This is a genomic window from Afipia sp. GW821-FHT04G03 (assembly GCF_059419985.1).
In genome coordinates, this window is sequence record NZ_JBWKSV010000003.1 from 90,911 (window position 1) to 108,399 (window position 17,489).

At 62.8% G+C, this 17,489-nt stretch carries 16 protein-coding genes; 4 read left to right on the forward strand and 12 right to left on the reverse strand.

Going from position 1 to position 17,489, the window contains the following annotated elements:
* Position 1: 1 nt before the first annotated feature.
* Positions 2-1,135: an ABC transporter permease gene (locus tag AC07UB_RS14885; protein WP_492790245.1), complete on the reverse strand. Its 1,134-nt coding sequence runs from the start codon at positions 1,133-1,135 to the stop codon at positions 2-4.
* Positions 1,136-1,257: 122 nt separating this feature from the next.
* Between AC07UB_RS14885 and dgcA the strand changes: the two genes are divergently transcribed.
* Positions 1,258-2,265 (forward strand): N-acetyl-D-Glu racemase DgcA, encoded by a 1,008-nt coding sequence (gene dgcA, locus AC07UB_RS14890; RefSeq protein WP_494654750.1) that lies wholly within the window; start codon positions 1,258-1,260, stop codon positions 2,263-2,265.
* Here dgcA and AC07UB_RS14895 read toward each other — a convergent pair.
* A complete protein-coding gene (locus tag AC07UB_RS14895) occupies positions 2,262-3,344 on the reverse strand; it encodes an MFS transporter (RefSeq protein ID WP_494654749.1) in 1,083 nt (360 codons plus the stop codon). The genes dgcA and AC07UB_RS14895 overlap by 4 nt on opposite strands.
* Positions 3,345-3,553: 209 nt before the next feature.
* Between AC07UB_RS14895 and AC07UB_RS14900 the strand changes: the two genes are divergently transcribed.
* Positions 3,554-4,597 carry a hypothetical protein gene (locus AC07UB_RS14900; protein ID WP_494654747.1) on the forward strand — a complete coding sequence of 348 codons (1,044 nt, stop codon included), beginning with the start codon at positions 3,554-3,556 and terminating at the stop codon, positions 4,595-4,597.
* A gap of 48 nt (positions 4,598-4,645) precedes the next feature.
* On the opposite strand, the gene AC07UB_RS14905 is transcribed toward AC07UB_RS14900, so the two are convergent.
* The 5 genes from AC07UB_RS14905 to thiD form a co-directional block, all read right to left on the reverse strand.
* On the reverse strand, positions 4,646-5,626 hold the full coding sequence (locus AC07UB_RS14905; RefSeq protein WP_492790249.1) for a threonine ammonia-lyase: 981 nt from the start codon (positions 5,624-5,626) through the stop codon (positions 4,646-4,648).
* A gap of 63 nt (positions 5,627-5,689) precedes the next feature.
* On the reverse strand, positions 5,690-6,763 hold the full coding sequence (locus AC07UB_RS14910) for a glycosyltransferase family 4 protein (RefSeq protein WP_492792659.1): 1,074 nt from the start codon (positions 6,761-6,763) through the stop codon (positions 5,690-5,692).
* Entirely contained in the window at positions 6,763-7,560 is a 798-nt protein-coding gene (locus AC07UB_RS14915) for a UDP-2,3-diacylglucosamine diphosphatase (RefSeq protein ID WP_492790250.1), read from the reverse strand. The genes AC07UB_RS14910 and AC07UB_RS14915 overlap by 1 nt, the downstream gene beginning before the upstream one ends.
* A gap of 57 nt (positions 7,561-7,617) precedes the next feature.
* Positions 7,618-8,277, reverse strand: coding sequence for a class I SAM-dependent methyltransferase (locus tag AC07UB_RS14920; protein WP_492790251.1), 660 nt, complete (start codon positions 8,275-8,277; stop codon positions 7,618-7,620).
* A 115-nt stretch (positions 8,278-8,392) separates the two neighbouring features.
* Positions 8,393-9,193, reverse strand: a complete 801-nt coding sequence (gene thiD, locus AC07UB_RS14925) for a bifunctional hydroxymethylpyrimidine kinase/phosphomethylpyrimidine kinase (protein ID WP_492790252.1) — start codon at positions 9,191-9,193, stop codon at positions 8,393-8,395.
* Positions 9,194-9,351: 158 nt separating this feature from the next.
* On the opposite strand from thiD, the gene AC07UB_RS14930 reads away from it, so the two are divergent.
* Positions 9,352-9,594, forward strand: coding sequence for an Lrp/AsnC ligand binding domain-containing protein (locus AC07UB_RS14930; protein ID WP_492790253.1), 243 nt, complete (start codon positions 9,352-9,354; stop codon positions 9,592-9,594).
* 356 nt (positions 9,595-9,950) lie between these two features.
* Here AC07UB_RS14930 and AC07UB_RS14935 read toward each other — a convergent pair whose 3' ends face one another.
* The 3 genes from AC07UB_RS14935 to AC07UB_RS14945 all read right to left on the reverse strand — a co-directional run bounded on the left by AC07UB_RS14935 (position 9,951) and on the right by AC07UB_RS14945 (position 14,008).
* Positions 9,951-11,735: an adenylate/guanylate cyclase domain-containing protein gene (locus tag AC07UB_RS14935; RefSeq protein WP_492792660.1), complete on the reverse strand. Its 1,785-nt coding sequence runs from the start codon at positions 11,733-11,735 to the stop codon at positions 9,951-9,953.
* Positions 11,736-11,957: 222 nt separating this feature from the next.
* Entirely contained in the window at positions 11,958-12,935 is a 978-nt protein-coding gene (locus AC07UB_RS14940) for a DMT family transporter (RefSeq protein WP_492790254.1), read from the reverse strand.
* A 155-nt stretch (positions 12,936-13,090) separates the two neighbouring features.
* Entirely contained in the window at positions 13,091-14,008 is a 918-nt protein-coding gene (locus AC07UB_RS14945; protein ID WP_494654744.1) for a c-type cytochrome, read from the reverse strand.
* 88 nt (positions 14,009-14,096) lie between these two features.
* Between AC07UB_RS14945 and AC07UB_RS14950 the strand changes: the two genes are divergently transcribed.
* Positions 14,097-14,516, forward strand: a complete 420-nt coding sequence (locus tag AC07UB_RS14950) for a CHRD domain-containing protein (RefSeq protein WP_492790256.1) — start codon at positions 14,097-14,099, stop codon at positions 14,514-14,516.
* A 79-nt stretch (positions 14,517-14,595) separates the two neighbouring features.
* Here AC07UB_RS14950 and AC07UB_RS14955 read toward each other — a convergent pair whose 3' ends face one another.
* Complete coding sequence (locus AC07UB_RS14955; RefSeq protein WP_494654742.1) at positions 14,596-15,045, reverse strand: c-type cytochrome; 450 nt, start codon at positions 15,043-15,045, stop codon at positions 14,596-14,598.
* A 114-nt stretch (positions 15,046-15,159) separates the two neighbouring features.
* Positions 15,160-17,463 carry a xanthine dehydrogenase family protein molybdopterin-binding subunit gene (locus AC07UB_RS14960; RefSeq protein ID WP_494654740.1) on the reverse strand — a complete coding sequence of 768 codons (2,304 nt, stop codon included), beginning with the start codon at positions 17,461-17,463 and terminating at the stop codon, positions 15,160-15,162.
* Positions 17,464-17,489: the final 26 nt, after the last annotated feature.

Below are 17,489 nucleotides of genomic sequence, written 5' to 3' on the forward strand. Positions count from 1 at the left end.
CTCAAATATTGATCGTCGCGAAGAAGATCGCGAACAGACCGTCCATGACGATGACGAAGAAGATCGATTTCACCACCGACGCCGTGGTGTGCTGGCCGAGCGACTCCGCGCTGCCTTTCACGGCCGCACCTTCCACACAGGCGACCACGCCGATCACCAGCGCCATGAAGGGCGCCTTGACCATGCCGACCGTGAAATGATTGATCGAAATCGCTTCCTTCAGCCGCGCCAGAAACGCATCGGGCTGCACGCCGCCGTAACCCCACGCGACAAGCCCGCCGCCATAAAGCGCGGCCATGGCGCCGAGAAACGCGAGAATGGGCATGGCGATGATAAGCGCCACGATCCGCGGCAGGATCAGCACCTCGGTCGGATCGAACCCCATGGTCCGCAACGCGTCGACTTCCTCGCGCATCCGCATCGAACCGAGTTCGGCGGTGTAGGCGCTGCCCGAACGGCCCGCGACCATGATCGCCACCAGCAGCACGCCGAGTTCGCGCAGCACCAGCACGCCGAGCATGTCGACCACGAACACGTCCGCGCCGAACTTGCGGAAATGGAAAATGCCCTGCTGGGCGATGATGCAGCCGATCAGGAAGGTGATGAGCACCACGATCGGAACGGCGCGCCAGCACACCTGCTCCAGATGATGGACCATGGAGGTGAAACGGAAACTGGTCGGATGGCGCACGACGCGGAACATCGCATTGAGGATCGCGCCCATCATGCCGATCAGGCCGACCAGCGTACCGCCGACCTCGACGACGCTGCGGCCGACGCCTTCGAGCATCCCGGTCAGGGATTGCCGGTGCCGCTGATGGACGACCCCGGCCTTCACCTGCCGGACTTCATTGACGAGGCTCGCGTAGTTCTCGGACAGGCCGGCGACCCGGGGCTCGACGCCGCCTTGGGTCAGGCTGCGGCGCAGCCGTTCGATCAGCCAGGCCCCGAACGTGTCGAGGCTGGAGACCTGCGAGACGTCGATCACGATATTGGCGGAGCCGCCGTTTCGCTTCTCGGTGTCCTCAACGATCTTTTCAAGATCGGGCGCGTGATGGACCGTCCATTGGCCAGCCGCACGCAGCGCGACGCCCGCGCCGACGGTAACCTGCTCCAATGTCGGATTGCCGTTCAAGCCCAGCTCCTGCGGTTGATCAAACAACCTACCACGATGCCAACAATCTGTACGGGGATGCTGCTAAGAGCCATAATTGCCGCGCCCGGGCAAGCCCGCCCTCACGAAAATCGATTTCACAAATGACGCCATCGCTCAACCTTGCCGCCCGGATCGAGCGCTGGCCGATCGCCGGCAGCTTCACCATCAGCCGGGGCGCGAAAACAGAAGCCGTGGTCATTGTGGCCGAGGTAAGTCGCCAAGGCCTTAATGGTGAGGTCATTCTCGGGCGCGGCGAATGCGTTCCCTATGCCCGTTATGGCGAGACGCCTGAAACCACGCTGGCAGCGGTCCTGGCCATGCAGGAGGCGCTTCGCGGCGGGCTGGACCGGCAGCAGGCGCTCCAGCAGCGGATGCAACCGGGAGCCGCCCGCAACGCGCTGGACTGCGCGCTCTGGGACCTGGAGGCCAAGGTAGCGAATAAGCGGATCTGGGACCTGCTAGGACAGCCCGCGCCGCGGCCGCTGACCACGGCCTACACCGTCTCGCTGGGAACGCCGCAGGCCATGGCCGAAGCGACTGCGAAGGCCGCCCATCGGCCGCTGCTCAAGGTCAAGCTTGGAGGCGACGGTGACGAAGCCCGGATCGCAGCGGTCCGGAAGGCGGCCCCCGATGCGGAACTGATCGTGGACGCCAACGAGGCGTGGACCAACGGCAACCTGGAACGGCATCTGGCGGCCTGCGCATCGGCCGGGGTGACCATGGTCGAACAGCCCCTGCCTGCCGGACAGGACGCGGTGCTGGCCCGTATCAAGCGGCCCGTCGCCGTCTGCGCCGATGAGAGCGTGCATGACCGCGCCTCGCTCGACGGATTGCGCGAGCGCTACGACGCCATCAACATCAAGCTCGACAAGACAGGCGGGCTCACGGAAGCGCTGGCGATGGCCGAGGCGGCACGGGCGCTGGGATTTGACCTGATGGTCGGCTGCATGGTGGCCACATCGCTGGCCATGGCCCCGGCCATGATGATCGCGCAGGGTGCGCGGGTGGTTGACCTTGATGGCCCGCTATTGCTGGCCCAGGACCGCGACAACGGCCTGCGCTACGACGGCAGCACGGTGCATCCGCCCGCCGCCGGCCTTTGGGGTTAGTCCGTCAAGGTGTGGTGCGCATCAAGCCGCCGGCGCGCTATCGCCATCACGATACCGCCCGCGAGCGCCATCGCCGCCATCGCGTAGTAGACGCCCTCGCCGACCCGCGCATAAATCAGACCGGACAGCATCATGGTCAGGCTGGTCACGGCCCCCTGCAACGCCACCATGTAGCCCTGCGCGCTGGCGAGCATGTGATGCGACACGCTGCGGACCATCAAGGCGACGGTGCCGACCTGCGTGATCCCGAAGGTCAGGCCGTGCGTCAATTGCACCGCCACGAGAACCTCGAACGGCGGATCCTGCGCGGTGATCACCCAGCGCAACACACCGCTCACCGCGCCGATCATCACAAGAACGGCGGGCGACAATGTAAAACGCGGCGAGATCGCGAACACCACGATCTCCGCGATCACGCCGAGCGACCAGAGTGCGGCAATGGTGAAGCCGCCGAAACCGGCGTTTTGCCAGGTGATGGAGGAAAAAGCGTAATAGGCGGCGTGGCTGCCCTGGATCAGCGCCGACGCTCCGATGATGGCGAGGAACGGCGGCTTCCGGAGCAGCGCGCTCGCCCGTCCTTGCGGCGGCGAGCCGGTCGCAGGTGCGTCCAGCGGGACGATGCCGAGACCGACGAACGCGCTGATGGCCGCGACAGCCACGATGATCCAGATCAGGTGCTGCGGGTCGATCACCTGCAACAACAGCCCCGCCAGCAGCGCGAACACCACGAAAGACGCAGAGCCCCACAACCGCATCCGCCCATAGTCGAGAGCATGGCGCGCTACGCCTTTCAGCGCGTAGCCGTCGGTCAGCGGACTGAGCGGGGTCCACAGGCACGCGATCAGCGCATAGACAACCAGGATCGTCAGCGGATCGCGAAGCTGTCCCAGCACGGCAAATCCCGTGGCGGTCGCGAACGCCAGCGCGATCATCGTTCCGCGCATGATCTGGCGACGTTCGGCTGATGCCGTCACGAACGGTAATATCGTGAAACGGGAGAGCGACGGCGCTGCGGTGATGATTCCGATCCAGGAGACATCGATGCCGATGGTCTTCAGCCAGACCGGGAAAAACGGCATATGCACCCCGATGATGCCGAAGGTCGAAGCGTAAAACAGACTGATGCGGCGAGCAAATCGGTCAGCGACGGATTGCCCGGTCGGGTGCTTTTGTGATTCGCTGGCAGACACGGGAATTGCGATTCGCTGCGGTTCGTGTTGATCGTATCTAGCGCGTGTTCGGCGCTTATGGACACCGCTTTCCGCTTTGGGTTTCCAGTCAGGTTCTTATGGCCAACGAAGCCTTCGCCTTGTCACCTATTTCGGCCCGCGCCGCTTCACCCAGCGACGCGGACTTCGAAGCTATCCGCGAGGCGTTTCTGGAAACCGCGCGTGGCCGCTGGTTTCTGGACGAATACACGAAGCGCAACCGCAACGCCGATACGGCGATGGTGCTGGAAGCCGTCGCGCGCATCGAACAGTCGCTTGCCGCCCAGAAGGAAGAGGCGGGCCCGCTAGTTTCAAACGACCCGGCTCCCAATGAAGTGCCTTCCAGCGAACTGCCGGAGGCGATGGCGGCCGTAAAACTTATCGTGGCCGCGGCGCGCGAAAGCGCCGCAATGGCAATGGCCGGCCCGATCCTTGAGGAAGCCCTCGCTCCGTCGCGCAAATGCGCGCGCGTAATCCGCGAGATCGCATGGGGACTGCGCGAATCCGGCGCGGACGGCCGCATCTGTTCCCTGCTGGAGTCGCAGGTCGATGCGATCAACGCCGCCTGCGACAATGTCGTGGCAAGCGGTCTTCGCGATGAGATTCTGCAAGCCTTCGATCAGGCGGCGCAGCAGATTGACGGCATCGGCCCGGCAGCATCGCTGCTGGATGAGCCTGTTGCGGCGGTCCATTCCGTCGATTTCGGCCACGCGCCGGCTGAGCCGCCCGAAGACGCTCCGGACATCGCGATCCAAGACATCGCCATCGATGACAGTTTGTTTGAGCTGGCGGCAGCCGCTCCGGAGGCTGCAGCGCCGGACACGATGGCCGAGGCCGCTCCGCCGGTTGACGTAAGCCCGGCGGTGGAAACGGTCCCGGCTTCCGTTGAGATGGACGTTACGCCAGAGCCCCGCAGGACGGTGCATCTGGAGATCGTCCCCGACGCAAGGGTCGAGCCCGTTGCAGCAATCGTGCCGCAGCCTGTCGCCTCGGCGGTGTTGTCGACGCTGGGTGAAAGCCTGATCGCAAACGGCATCATCGCGAAACCTGCGTCGTCGCGCAGCGATCCGCTGGCCCCGATCCGGCGTATGAGCCAGGCCGAGAAAATCGCGTTTTTCAGCTAAAGGCGAAATGGCGGCGAACTTCGCCGCAAAGGGCGAAACTGTGACGCCTTACTGAATCAGCCTCGCGAACAAATCCGCATCGACATTGCCGCCGGACAGCACGATGGCGACGATCTTGCCCTTGGCGTCGATATACCCTGCGAGAAGCGCGGCAAGCGCAACCGCTCCGCCCGGCTCGACCACCAGCTTCAGTTCTCGAAACGCGAACGCCACCGCCTTCGCCACCTCATCGTCGGTAACCGTGACGCCCTTCACGCCGAGCTTCTGGTTGACGGCGAATGTGATCTCACCGGGGATCGAGGCCATCAGCGCGTCGCAGATGGTGCGGCCGACAGCCCGATGCGGTTCGCGGTGGCCCGCGCTGAACGACCGGGCGTGATCGTCGAAGCCATGAGGCTCGACGGTGACCAGCCCGACACCGGGAAACTTCGCTTTTGTCGCGAGCGCGATACCGGCCATCAAGCCGCCGCCGGATGCGGGCGCGGACACGACGTCGGGTGCGATGCCCAGGGCCGCAAGATCCTCCGCGATCTCGCGGCCGACCGTGCCCTGCCCCGCGATGACCCATGGATCGTCATAGGGCGGAACCACCGTCGCACCGCGCTTGCTTGCGAGATCGCGCGCGATGGCATCGCGATCCTCCCTGTCGCGATCGTAGGGAACGACCTCCGCGCCATAGCCTTTGGTCCGCTCGATCTTGGAGACCGGCGCGTCCGACGGCATCACGATCGCCGCCGGCATGTTCAGCAGTTGCGCGGCCGCCGCCACGCCCTGCGCGTGGTTGCCTGACGAGAACGCCACGACCCCCGCTTTTCGCGCGGCTTCCGGGATGGAGGATAATTTGTTGTAGGCGCCGCGAAACTTGAAAGAACCTGTTCGCTGCAACACTTCAGGCTTGAGAAACACCCGACCGCCCACAAGCGCATCGAGCGCGGGCGACGTCACAAGGCGGGTTCTGACGGCGACGGGCGCAAGCACCCGCGCGGCGGAATCGATATCGGCGATGGTGGGAAGGACAAGTTCGGTCATGGCGCATGTATAGCGCGCCGATTCATCCGGGCAAGATCGCCAGCGAGAAACGGCTATGCGCGATCAGACGTTCGGAATGGATTCCGACGTCAACCGGAGCCTGCGGGCCAGCCGACGACGCCAGCGGCGCTTGACCTGCGGGGGCCGTTCGCGCGTCACGTTGTCGATAAAGGTCTGAGCGCATGCGCCCCAGCTTCGGGCGACCGCGAACTCGCGGCAGGTCTCGCGGCAGATATCCAGCGCCGCCAGACATGCCGCGCGCAAATCGTTGTTCAGGACACCGACCGGCGCATCGCCGATCACATCGAGCGGGCCGGAGACAGGCAGCGCCGCGACAGGCACGCCGCTGGCGAGCGCCTCAAGTAGGACAAGGCCGAAGGTGTCGGTCTTGCTCGGGAACACAAAGACGTCGGCGGCGGCATAAGTCTCCGCCAGCTTCTCGCCCTGCATGGTGCCAAGAAACACGGCGTCGGGGAATTTGCGTTCCAGCTCGACGCGGGCTGGGCCGTCGCCGACCACGATCTTGGTGCCGGGCAAATCCAGTTCCAGAAACGCTTCGAGGTTTTTTTCGACCGCGACGCGGCCCACCGACAGAAAAATCGGACGAGGCAACCCGAGATCGAACTCGCGCGGCCGGAACGTCGTCGCGTCGACGCCGCGCGACCACAACACGACATTACGGAATCCGCGCCCGCGCAACTCGTCCGCAAGCGCTGGCGTCGCCGCCATCACCGCGTCGCTGGTGCTGTGGAAATAGCGCAACGCCGCCCAGACCCAGCTTTCGGGAATCGGGAAACGCGCGGAAATGTATTCGGGAAAGCGGGTATGGAAGCTCGTGGTGAACGGCACCTTGTTCTTCTGGCAATACCGCCGCACCAGAATCCCGATCGGGCCTTCGGTCGCGATGTGAACGTAATCGGGCTGCGCTTCCTCGATCATCCGCGCGATCTTGCCCGGCCGGGGCAACGCCACATGCAGATCGGCGTAGCTCGGCAAGGAGACCGTGCGAAACGATTGCGGCGTCAGGAATTCGACATCGACGCCCATCGACGTGGCGGCCTCAGCCATCTTGGTGAGGGTCCGCACCACGCCGTTGACTTGCGGATGCCAGGCGTCCGTTGCGATGAGAATGCGCATCAGGCGGCCTGCGCCGTCACGCGCGGAACGGACTGCGTCCGGCGCAACGGGTCGGTCCATGTCAGGATTTCAAAGCGGCCGTCTTCGTGCTCGACCAGCGCGGTGCAGCTTTCGACCCAGTCTCCGCAGTTCATGTAGCGGATGCCGTTCTCGTCGCGGATCGTGGCGTAGTGAATGTGGCCGCAGATCACGCCGTCCGCGCCGTGCCGTTTGGCTTCTCCGGCCAGCGTCTGTTCGAACGCGCCGATATAGTTGACGGCGTTCTTCACCTTCAGCTTGGCCCATTGCGACAGCGACCAGTACGGCACGCCGAACAGTTTCCGGAATGCGTTGACAAGACGGTTCATCTGGATCGCGAAATCGTAAGCCTTGTCGCCGAGATGCGCGAGCCACCGCGCGTTCTGCACCACGAGATCGAAGATGTCGCCATGGATGACGAGATAGCGCTTGCCGTCCGCGCCTTCGTGAATCGCGTTCTCGACGACTTCGATGCCGCCGAAATGCGTGCCGTAGTAGGAGCGCAGGAACTCGTCGTGATTGCCGGGGATATAGATCACCCGCGCGCCCTTGCGGACCCTGCGCAGCATCTTCTGCACGAAGTCGTTGTGGGACTGCGGCCAGTACCAGTTGGATTTCAGCGCCCAGCCATCGATGATGTCACCGACGAGATAGATGGTGTCGGCGTCGTGACAGCGGAGAAAATCGAGGAGACGGTCGGCTTGCGAGCCGCGGGCTCCGAGGTGGACATCGGAGATAAACAAAGTGCGAAAGAGCCGATCTGGACTGCCGTCGCTCATAACCTGTCTTTCCATAGGCGAGCGCTTATCAGAATCGCATGACAGCCCGATGACGGATCAGGCGGCCTGCGACGTGAGAGTTCGCTCGAAACAAACCAGCGTGTAGATGCCAAACGGCGCAACTTTGCGACGCTCGATGAGGGTGGTGCTTGCGTTTGATTGCGCCCACGCCTGAAGCCGCGCGAACGGAAATTCCGGGCGAAGACCGAGCGCGCGGGTTTTCTGCGCAGCCCAGCGCTCGACGGCGGCGGCAACGCCGACCTCCGAATAGAGATGATTGACGAGGATGATGCGCCCGCCCGGCTTCACCACGCGGTGGCATTCGGACAGCACCTGCTCGGGATTGGCGACCAGCGTGATGACAAACTGCGCTACCACACAATCGAATGTCGCGTCGTCGAACGTCATATGGTGCGCGTCCATCTGGTGGACCGCCTTGACGAACGGATACTTTCCGCTCGCCATTTTCATGCGCGCCTTCTCGAGCATCGGCGCGCTCATGTCGATGCCGGTGATCTCGGTGCTGCGGTCGTAGTCGTCGAACGAAAGACCAGTGCCGACGCCAACTTCGAGTATCTTGCCGCCGATGGAGCGGGCGGCGGCGGCGGCGGCGCGCCGGCCCTTCACCATGACGGGGCCGCACACCGCGTCGTAGATCGGCGCCCAGCGGGCGTAGGCGGTTTCAACGATGGACTTGTCGAGATCGGTGCTCGTCATTTTTGATCCAGTAAGCGGCCTGACAGGAATCAGACACATCGTTTGCTTGACTGGCGAATAACAGCGGAGTGCGACAAACAGGCGACAGACGCGGCGGGTTGTCGCGTTGGTTTCGTTAATCGAAGGCGTGGAAGTGATGGATCGGTCCGTGACCATGGCCAACACTGAGGCGGTCCGCCGCGGCGATGGCGGCGCTGACATAGGCCTTGGCATCGCGGACCGCAGCTTCCAGGCTGCCGCCTTTCGCAAGCCCCGCTGCGATGGCCGAGGACAGCGAGCAGCCGGTGCCATGGGTGTTGTTGGTGGCGATGCGCGGCGCCGCCAGCCGGATCACTGAACTGCCGTCGACCAGATAATCGATGCTCTCGGGGCCGTGGGCGTGACCGCCCTTGATCAGCACCGCCGGGCATCCGAGCGCCAGCAGCCGCCTGCCCTGACGTTCGATGTCCGTCTCGTTGTCGGCGATAGCTTCATCGAGCAGCGCGGCGGCTTCCGGCAGGTTCGGCGTGATCAGGCTTGCCCGCGGGAAAAGCTTTTTGCGCAAGGCATCGATCGCGTCGGGCGACAGCAGCCGTGCTCCCGACGTTGCCACCATCACGGGATCGACGACGACATGCTTCGGCGACCAGCGAGTGAGCCCCGCGACAATGGCCTCGATGGCTTCGCTCCGGGCTACCATACCGATCTTGACCGCCTTCACATCAAGGTCGGTGAACACGGCATCGAGCTGCGCGGTGATGAAGTCCGCCGGCACGTCGTGGATGCCGGTGACGCCTTTGGTGTTCTGCGCCGTCAACGCGGTGATCGCCGACGCGCCGTAGACGCCGCAGGCCGCGAACGTCTTGAGGTCAGCCTGGATGCCCGCGCCTCCGCTCGAATCGGAGCCCGCAATCGTCAGCGCAATCGGTATGGTCATGGCGTTCTCATCGGGCGTTTCGCCTGCCGAAACCCCTTATTTGTATGATTTAACGCGCCGGAGTCCCCCCAGCAAGGCGGGTTGCCACGGTGGCCGGATTTGGCTCTATTGCGCTTCAGCACGATGCCCCACGATACGATTTGCCGGGAGAAACAGCGATGGTCCCCTTCTTTATCCAGATCAAATGCAAGCTGGGCCAGTCCTACACTGTCGCCAATGCGCTCGCGGAAGCCGAGATCGCCTCTGAAATCTACTCGACCGCGGGGGACTACGATCTGCTGGTCAAATTCTACGTCGACAGCAGCACCGACATCGGCCATTTCGTCAACGAGAAGGTCCAGGTCATTCCCGGCATCCAGGAAACCTACACCATCATCACCTTCAAGGCCTTCGGGGCTTAGGGCGTGGACTCATTAGCACGCAGCCAGATTCGGATTGATGCAAGCTTGATGAACGCCAGATAGTTCGCCGCGAGTTTGTCGTATGCACGCGACGGTCATTTACACGCCGAACGCCGCGCGTCTTGTTCGGCAGCATCGGCTTGATGGCGGTCCATTCAAAGTCGCTGAGTTCGTAGCGCATGATTCGAGGCTCCGGTTTCGGAGCTTGAATCACGTCCGTCGCGGAGCCGCTAATACTCCGAATTGACTTCCGCTTTCGGCGGCATAGCGGACATGGCCGGACTTACTGCTGGCTCGACCCGGTCGCGAATGACCCAAGCCGGACCTGTCAGATGTTCAGCGCAATCTTTGGCCGCTCAACCTTCGGGAACGCCGGCCATGCGCAAGCCCTCATAGCAGCGCTCGCGCCCAGCGAGGTAAGTTGGCTCGTCAGTCGCTGTGCCGGCGCGGAAACGCCGTATGGTGAAGCCTGGATCGAGAGCGAGGCCCGTTTGAACTGCTGTGCGCGCCTGGTCGAGCTCACCGACAAGCGCCAGCTCAGCCGCGAGATGGAAATGCGCGGCAGAAAAATTTCGGTTCGCTTCAAGCGCCCGGCGCATCCACCCGACGGCTTCAGTGCCGGCATTGAGCTGCGCCTTGCCGAGGCCGGCCCACAGCATCCATACATTCGCAAGTGTGTCGCGCGGAGAAAGGCGAAATGCCTCGTTGATGTGGTGTTCCGTTTCTCCGCCGCGACCGAGCAGATACTTGGCGTAGCCAATGAGACCATAAGCACCCGCCGAATTACGATCCAGTGCCAATGCCTGCTCGCACTCTGCGATGCCTTGGGCTGGGCGCTTCGTTAACATGAGGACTAGACCCAGATGCAAGTGGGCCATTGGATGATTCGGTGCGAGGGACAACACGCTGGTTAAGGTGGTTTCGGCGTTCGCAAATCGCGCCAGCCTGTCGTCGGTCATATCCGCAGCCCCAACTGACGCATCGACCATCGCCAAACCATGCATCGCATCGAGGTTTCCGGGGTCAAGCGTCAGAGCTCGTTGAAAGAAAATTTGCGCTTGTGTCATCAATTCAGGAGTTAGCCCCTTGTTAAACCAAGCCCTGCCTTGAAAGAATAAATCCATCGAACTGGGATTTGGAGATCGTTCGGCTCGCCGTGCTTCGGCTGCAACAAGCTGCGCGCCCAGCGTGTTTGCAAGCCTCGATACGATTTCGTCCTGCATGTCGAACAGATCGGCGACGGGCTTGTCAAAACGTTCGGCCCAGAGGTGATTGCCGGTTCCGGCATCGATCAACTGCACATTCACGCGAAGGCGGTTGCCGCTACGCTGCACCGATCCTTCGAGAACGTACCGGACGTTCAACTCGGACCCAAGCCGCTTCACATCAACGGCGTTGCCCTTGTATGTAAAGGCCGTGTTACGAGCGATAACAAATGAGCCGCTGATACGGGACAGATCTGTCGTAAGACTTTCGGTCACGCCATCGGCGAAATAGTCTTGCTCGGGATCGCCACCAATGTTGGCGAAGGGCAGCACCACGATTGAAAGACGAGGGGTCGAATGCTGGCTCGACATTGCGTGATCAGCTTGCATGTCCGGGTTAAGTCGATCCTGGACAACGGCATAAGCCCGCACTGGACGCGCGATGTTCTTGAGGCTCTGCTCGCCCAAATCAGTGAACTCAACCGCGACCTTTTCGCGAACTTGATCGTAGGCGGAGCCCGAGATGCAAATGCCCCCGGGCTCGGCGATACCTTCAAGTCGTGCCGCGACGTTGACGCCGTCACCGAGAATGTCATCGCCCTCGATCAGGATGTCGCCGAGGTTGATCCCGATCCGAAACAGCATGCGCCGATCCTGTGGCACACCGACGTTACGCTCGGCCATGACCGCCTGTACTGCTACCGCGCATTCCACCGCATCGACGACCGAGGCAAACTCCAGCAACAAGCCATCACCCGTGGTCTTCACAATACGGCCGCCATGCCTGGCGATCAGCGCATCGGATATGACCCGGTGTTCACGCAGGTTTCGGGCGGTGCCTACCTCATCGATCCCCATGAGGCGCGAATAGCCGGCCACGTCGGCGGCCAATATTGCTGACAGCCGTCGTTCGACCCTTATCCGGTCTTGCCCCATACCCCGCGCGGCCCCTTCCAGGCTCTTTGGTACGACAAATCGGGTCGCCGCGCCAACATCAACACCTAACGCGCCGAGCGTCACGGGACGGGCTCATGTCGGTTGTTGGCACATCGCGTCATTTCGCTGCTGCGCAGCAACTGCGTCGCTTGAGGAGCAAAGCGGACATCGACCTCGTTGCGCCACGCGACCGGGTTTATGGGTACACGGCCTAGGAGGTCTTCAGGCTGCCTTCGCCGTGCCTGTGACCGGCGCGTCGGGATCTTCCTCGTCGTCGGCGGTGGTTGCGATGGCCGCAACCGGCATGTCGCGCAGCCGCTTCAGGCCGAGATAGCGCTCGCGCAGGATCACGAAAATCCCAGCACCGGCAACCACCACTGCGCCGACGACGACATAGAGCGTCGGGACTTCGCCGAAGAACCAGTAGCCGAGCATGAACGCCCACAGCATCGCGGTGTAGTCGAACGGCGCGAGAAACGACGCCGGCGCGTAGCGATAACTGTCGGTGAAGAAGATCTGCCCGAGCCCGCCGGCGATGCCGATCCCGGCGAGGATCGCAAGCTCCTCCCAGGTCGACGGAATGCGCCAACCGAACGGCGCCGTCAGCAGCGACACGACCAGCACCAGCAGCGTCATGAAAATCACGATGGACGACGTCGTCTCGGTCGCGGTCAGGCGGCGGATCTGAATCGACGCGCCGCCCGAGGTGAATGCATTGGTCAGCGCGAAGAACACGCCCGCCGCCATCGAGGCCGTCAACACTGTGTGGTCGCGTGCATAAGGCGTCAGCATCAAGATCACGCCGCCGAAGCCGAACACCACCGCCGACCAGCGGTAGGCATGAACGTGCTCCTTGAGGAACACAGCCGCGAAGATCACGGTGATCAGCGGCGCAAGGAATGCGATGGCGGTGAAATCCGCCAGCGGAATGCGGGCAAGCGCCGCGAAGGTCGCGAAGGTGCCGACCACGCTGAAGACACCACGCAGCAGATGATCGGCTGGCCGCTTGGTGTAGAGCGCGCCACGCAGTTGCCCGCGCCAGGCAAACACGATCAGGATCGGGACAAGCGCAAACACGGACCGAAAGAACGCAACCTGCCCTTCCGGATAGGCTCCACCCAGATAGCGCACCTGGGCGCCCATGGCCGCAAACATCAGCGTGCTGGCAGCCTTGAACGATACGGCTTTGACGATATTCATTTGAGGAAAGCGGGAATCCGGGGGCAATTCAGCCCGACAAAGCATGTAGGGAGGCTCCGGAAAACCCCGGTCTCAACATGGCTTTCCGCCGGGCTATGCGGGCAGACCTACGCCGACAGGCCCGCGGCTAGGGTCTTCTGCGCAGGTCTTTTTGCTCAGGTCTTTTTCTTGGGCCGCGCCGGACCATCGACCGCCGGAAGCGACTTCAGATAGGCCGCCATGGCCGCGCGGTCCGCGTCGCTCAGCTCAGACGTATTCTTGATGACGCGTACCATCGAACCGCCCGCAGTGTCGCCTGACGGCGTCTCGCCGGTCTTGAGGAACCATGCGAGCTCCTTTTCCGACCAGTCCTTGAGACCCTTCTGGGTGATGTTCGGCACCCAGCCCTCGCCTTCGGGATTCGGTCCGCCGGCGAACTTCTGCGAAGAGACGATGCCGCCGAGGAAATTGCGCGGGCTGTGGCACTCGGCGCAGTGACCGAGGCCGTTCACGAGATAAGCGCCGCGATTCCATGCCGCCGATTGTTTCGGATCAGGCGCAAACGGTTTGTCGTCGAGGAACAGGAATTTCCAGCCGCCCACCAGATACCGCACGTTGAATGGAAAGTTCACGGCATGATCGCGGATGCGCCCCGACAGCGGCGGCAGCGTCTTGATGTAGGCGAACAGGTCGCGGATGTCGTTGTCGGTCGCGTGCTGATAGGAGCCGTAGGGAAACGCAGGAAAATAGTGCGTCCCAGCAGGCGACGTTCCCTTCTTCATCGCGGTGACGAAATTCGCCTCGGTCCAGCCGCCGATGCCGTTCTGCTTGTGCGGCGAAATGTTCGGTGCGTAGAACGTGCCGAATGGCGATGGAATGGCGAGCCCACCGCCGAGCATGGTGCGCGGCTCACCGGTCACCGCATGGCATGACGCACAGCCGCCGGCATCGAATACGGTCTTGCCGTTGGCGAGGTTCGGCGAATAGGCGGGCAACGCTTCGGCAGACACTACCGCCGGCACGGTGACGAACCAGAAAACTCCCAGGCCGGCGACAAGGGCGACGATCGCCAGCAGGAAAAGCTTCCGAAACATTATCGCCCCCGGAGAAATCGACAGGAACTAAAAGACCAAGGCCAGTGTTCAATCGATATTGGAAGTACCAAAACTAGGGGAGAAAACCATGAACGGCAAAACATTTACGGTCGCGGCCCTGGCGTGCATCGCACTCAGCGGACCGGCATTCGCCGAGAAGATGACCATGAAGGTCAATCTGACCAGCGCAGCCGAAGTACCTGCCAATACCAGCCCCGGAAAGGGCACCGCGGACGTCACATATGATACGGCAACCAAAATGCTGACATGGAAGGTGACCTATTCCGGCCTTACCGGCCCGGCCACCATGGCGCATTTCCACGGTCCCGCCGAAGCCGGCAAGAACGCGCCGGTAGCCGTTCCGTTCAAGGATGCTGCCAGCGGGGCCCAGGGCAGCGCCACCCTCACCGACGCTCAGGCCGCCGACCTGATGGCCGGAAAGATGTACATCAACATCCATACCGAGGCGAACAAGGGCGGCGAGATCCGCGGACAGGTCACCAAGTAAGCCTCCTCGATCAGGCCGACCAAAACAAAGGGCGGGCGCCAGGCACCCGCCCTTGAACGTGACCTCGTCGGTGACGGTCTTAGCTGTTCTTCACGCGGAAGGTTTCGTGACAACCCGAGCAAGACTTGCCGATGGTCGGAAGCGTCGCTTTCAAGCTGTCCGCGTCCTTGATCTTGCCTTTCGCCTCGGTCACCGCCTTGCCGAAATTTGCGATCGCGGCGTCGAAGCCCGACCTGTCCTCCCAGATCTTGGGTGACGGCGTATATTCGCTGGTCTGCTTCACATCCTTGACGCTCGTGGGGTAGAGCGACGGAAGCTTCTTGGCCGTTTCGTCAAGCTGCACCAGCGCCGCATCGATCGCGGCCTGATCGTAAGGCTTGTCGCCTCTTGCCATCGGGCTCAGCACGCCACCCAGATTCTTGCCATTGGCTTTCATCAGCGCGTGGCTTTGTTCGATCAAATCCTGCTGGGCAGCGACGGCGCCGACGCCGAGCAACATGACGGCGGCCACGAGAACGGAACGCTTCATTCGATATGTCCTTCCTTGAGTTTCAAAGTAACATCGTCACGCGAAATGTCCCCAAATCGACCATTCAGGCAGCCTTCTGACAAGACCGAGAATTTTTTCAGGGGCGGGGAATTTTCACAATCGGTGCTCGCGACGACTCTGCGTGATCGCCGTCCAGACCCGCTCGGCGGTGGCCGGCATATCGATGTGATCGATTCCGTACTCGCGCCAGAGGCCCTCGATGATTGCGTTCACCACCGCGGGACATGAACCGATCGCGCCCGCTTCGCCGGCGCCCTTGACGCCGAGCGGGTTGGTCATGCACGGCACATTGCGAGTCTCGAACTTGATCGAAGGCCCATCCGCCGCGCGCGGCAGCGCGTAGTCCATGAACGTGCCCGTCACAAGCTGGCCGTCCACGCTGTCGTAGACCGCCTGCTCCATCAGGGCCTGTCCGATGCCCTGGATGGTGCCGCCGTGCACCTGTCCCGCCAGCAGCAACGGATTGAGCGTGACGCCGAAGTCATCGACGATGACATAGTTCACGACATGGATCGCGCCCGTGGCCGGGTCGATTTCAACTTCGGCAAGGTGCGTGCCGTTCGGATAGGTGCCGTCCGCGCTGGTGAACGTCTCGCTCGCGCTCAGCTTCGACGGATCGCCCGCGCGCTTCGCAAGATCGGCGAATGAAATCGACCGGTCGGTGCCGGCGACGCGGATCGAACCGTTGCTGAATTCGAGATCGCCCGCGCCTGTTTCAAGCGCATTGGCCGCGATGTCTTTCAAATTCGCACCGAGCTTGCGGGTGGCCCGCTCCACGCTCACACCGCCGGACGGAATGGAGCTCGATCCACCGGTGCCGAGACCTGTGGGGATCTGGTCGGTGTCGCCCTGAAAGATATGAACGCGCTCGGGTGCGATCCCGAACTGTTCCGCGACAAGTTGCGCATAGGCGGTCTGATGTCCCTGCCCGGTCGACTGCGTGCCGATCAGGATCGAAACATCGCCGGTCGGATCGAGCCGCACCTGCGCGGTTTCCTCGCCCATGGTGCCGCAGACCTCGACATAGGTGCCGAGGCCGATACCGCGCACCAGACCCTGCTTCTTCGCGGCCTTGGCGCGCCTGGGGAAATCCTTCCACTCCGCGACCTCCATCGCGCGCTTCATGTGCGCGGCGAAGTCGCCGGAATCGTAGATCTTGCCGGTGGCCGTCGTGTACGGCATCGCGCGCGGCTGAATGAAGTTCTTGCGCCGGATCGCATCGGGCGTCATGCCGAGTTTGCGCGCGGCGGCATCGACCAGACGCTCGACCACATAGGCGGCTTCCGGGCGTCCAGCACCGCGATAGGCATCCACCGGCACGGTGTTGGTGAACACCGTACGGACGCGGCAATGAAACGCGTCGATGTCGTAGAGGCCCGGCAGCATTCCCGCGCCGCCGTGCGGGATGTAGGGGCCGAAGGTCGAGAGATAGGCGCCCATGTCGCCCATCAGATCGACGTCCATGCCGAGAAACTTGCCGTCCTCGGCGAGCGCCATGCGCGCGGTGGTGAGATTGTCGCGTCCCTGCGCATCTCCGACAAAGTGATCGGCCCGCTCGGCGGTCCATTTCACCGTTTTATTCAGCTTACGCGCGGCAACCGCAGCCAGCGCGTATTCGCGATAGGGAAACAGCTTGGTGCCGAAACCGCCGCCCACATCGGGGCAGATCACGCGCATTTTCTCGACGGGGATGTTGAGAACGTTCTGACAGAGAATGTCGCGCAGCCGATGGCTGCCCTGGCTGCCGATCGTCAGCGTCAGGTGATCGCGCTTGGCATCGTACTCACAAACCACCGCGCGGGTTTCCATGTAGTTGGTCACGACGCGCGGATTGACGATGGTGATTTCAGCCACCGCGTGGGCTTTCGCAAAGGCCGCTTCTGTCGCTTTTTTGTCGCCCAGCGCCGTATCGAACAGCACATTGCCTGCATGTTCCGGCCAGACCTGCGGCGCGCCTTTCTTCACCGCGTTGACCAGACCGATGACGGCCGGCAGCGGCGTCCATTCGACCTCGATCGCTTCAATCGCGTCGCGCGCCTGCTCCACCGTATCCGCCACGACGAATGCGACCGCATCGCCGACATGCCGTACGACATCGCGCGCGAGGATCGCATATGGCGGCCCGGTGAAAGGCTCGTCCGGAAGATTGAACAGACACGGAAGACCGCCTAGGTCTTTCACATCGTCGGCTGTCAGAACAGCGGCGACGCCAGGCAGGCCGCGGGCGCGCGATGCATCGATCTTGAACTTCGCGTGGGCGTGAGGAGAACGCAGCACCAGCGCATGAAGCGCGGACGACGGCGCGTAATCGTCCGTGTAGCGCCCCCTGCCGCGAATAAGAGCATCGTCTTCCTTGCGCAGGACACTTTGCCCGACGCCGAACTTGACTGGAGCCATGCGATCTCCGACTGCAAAACTGGAAC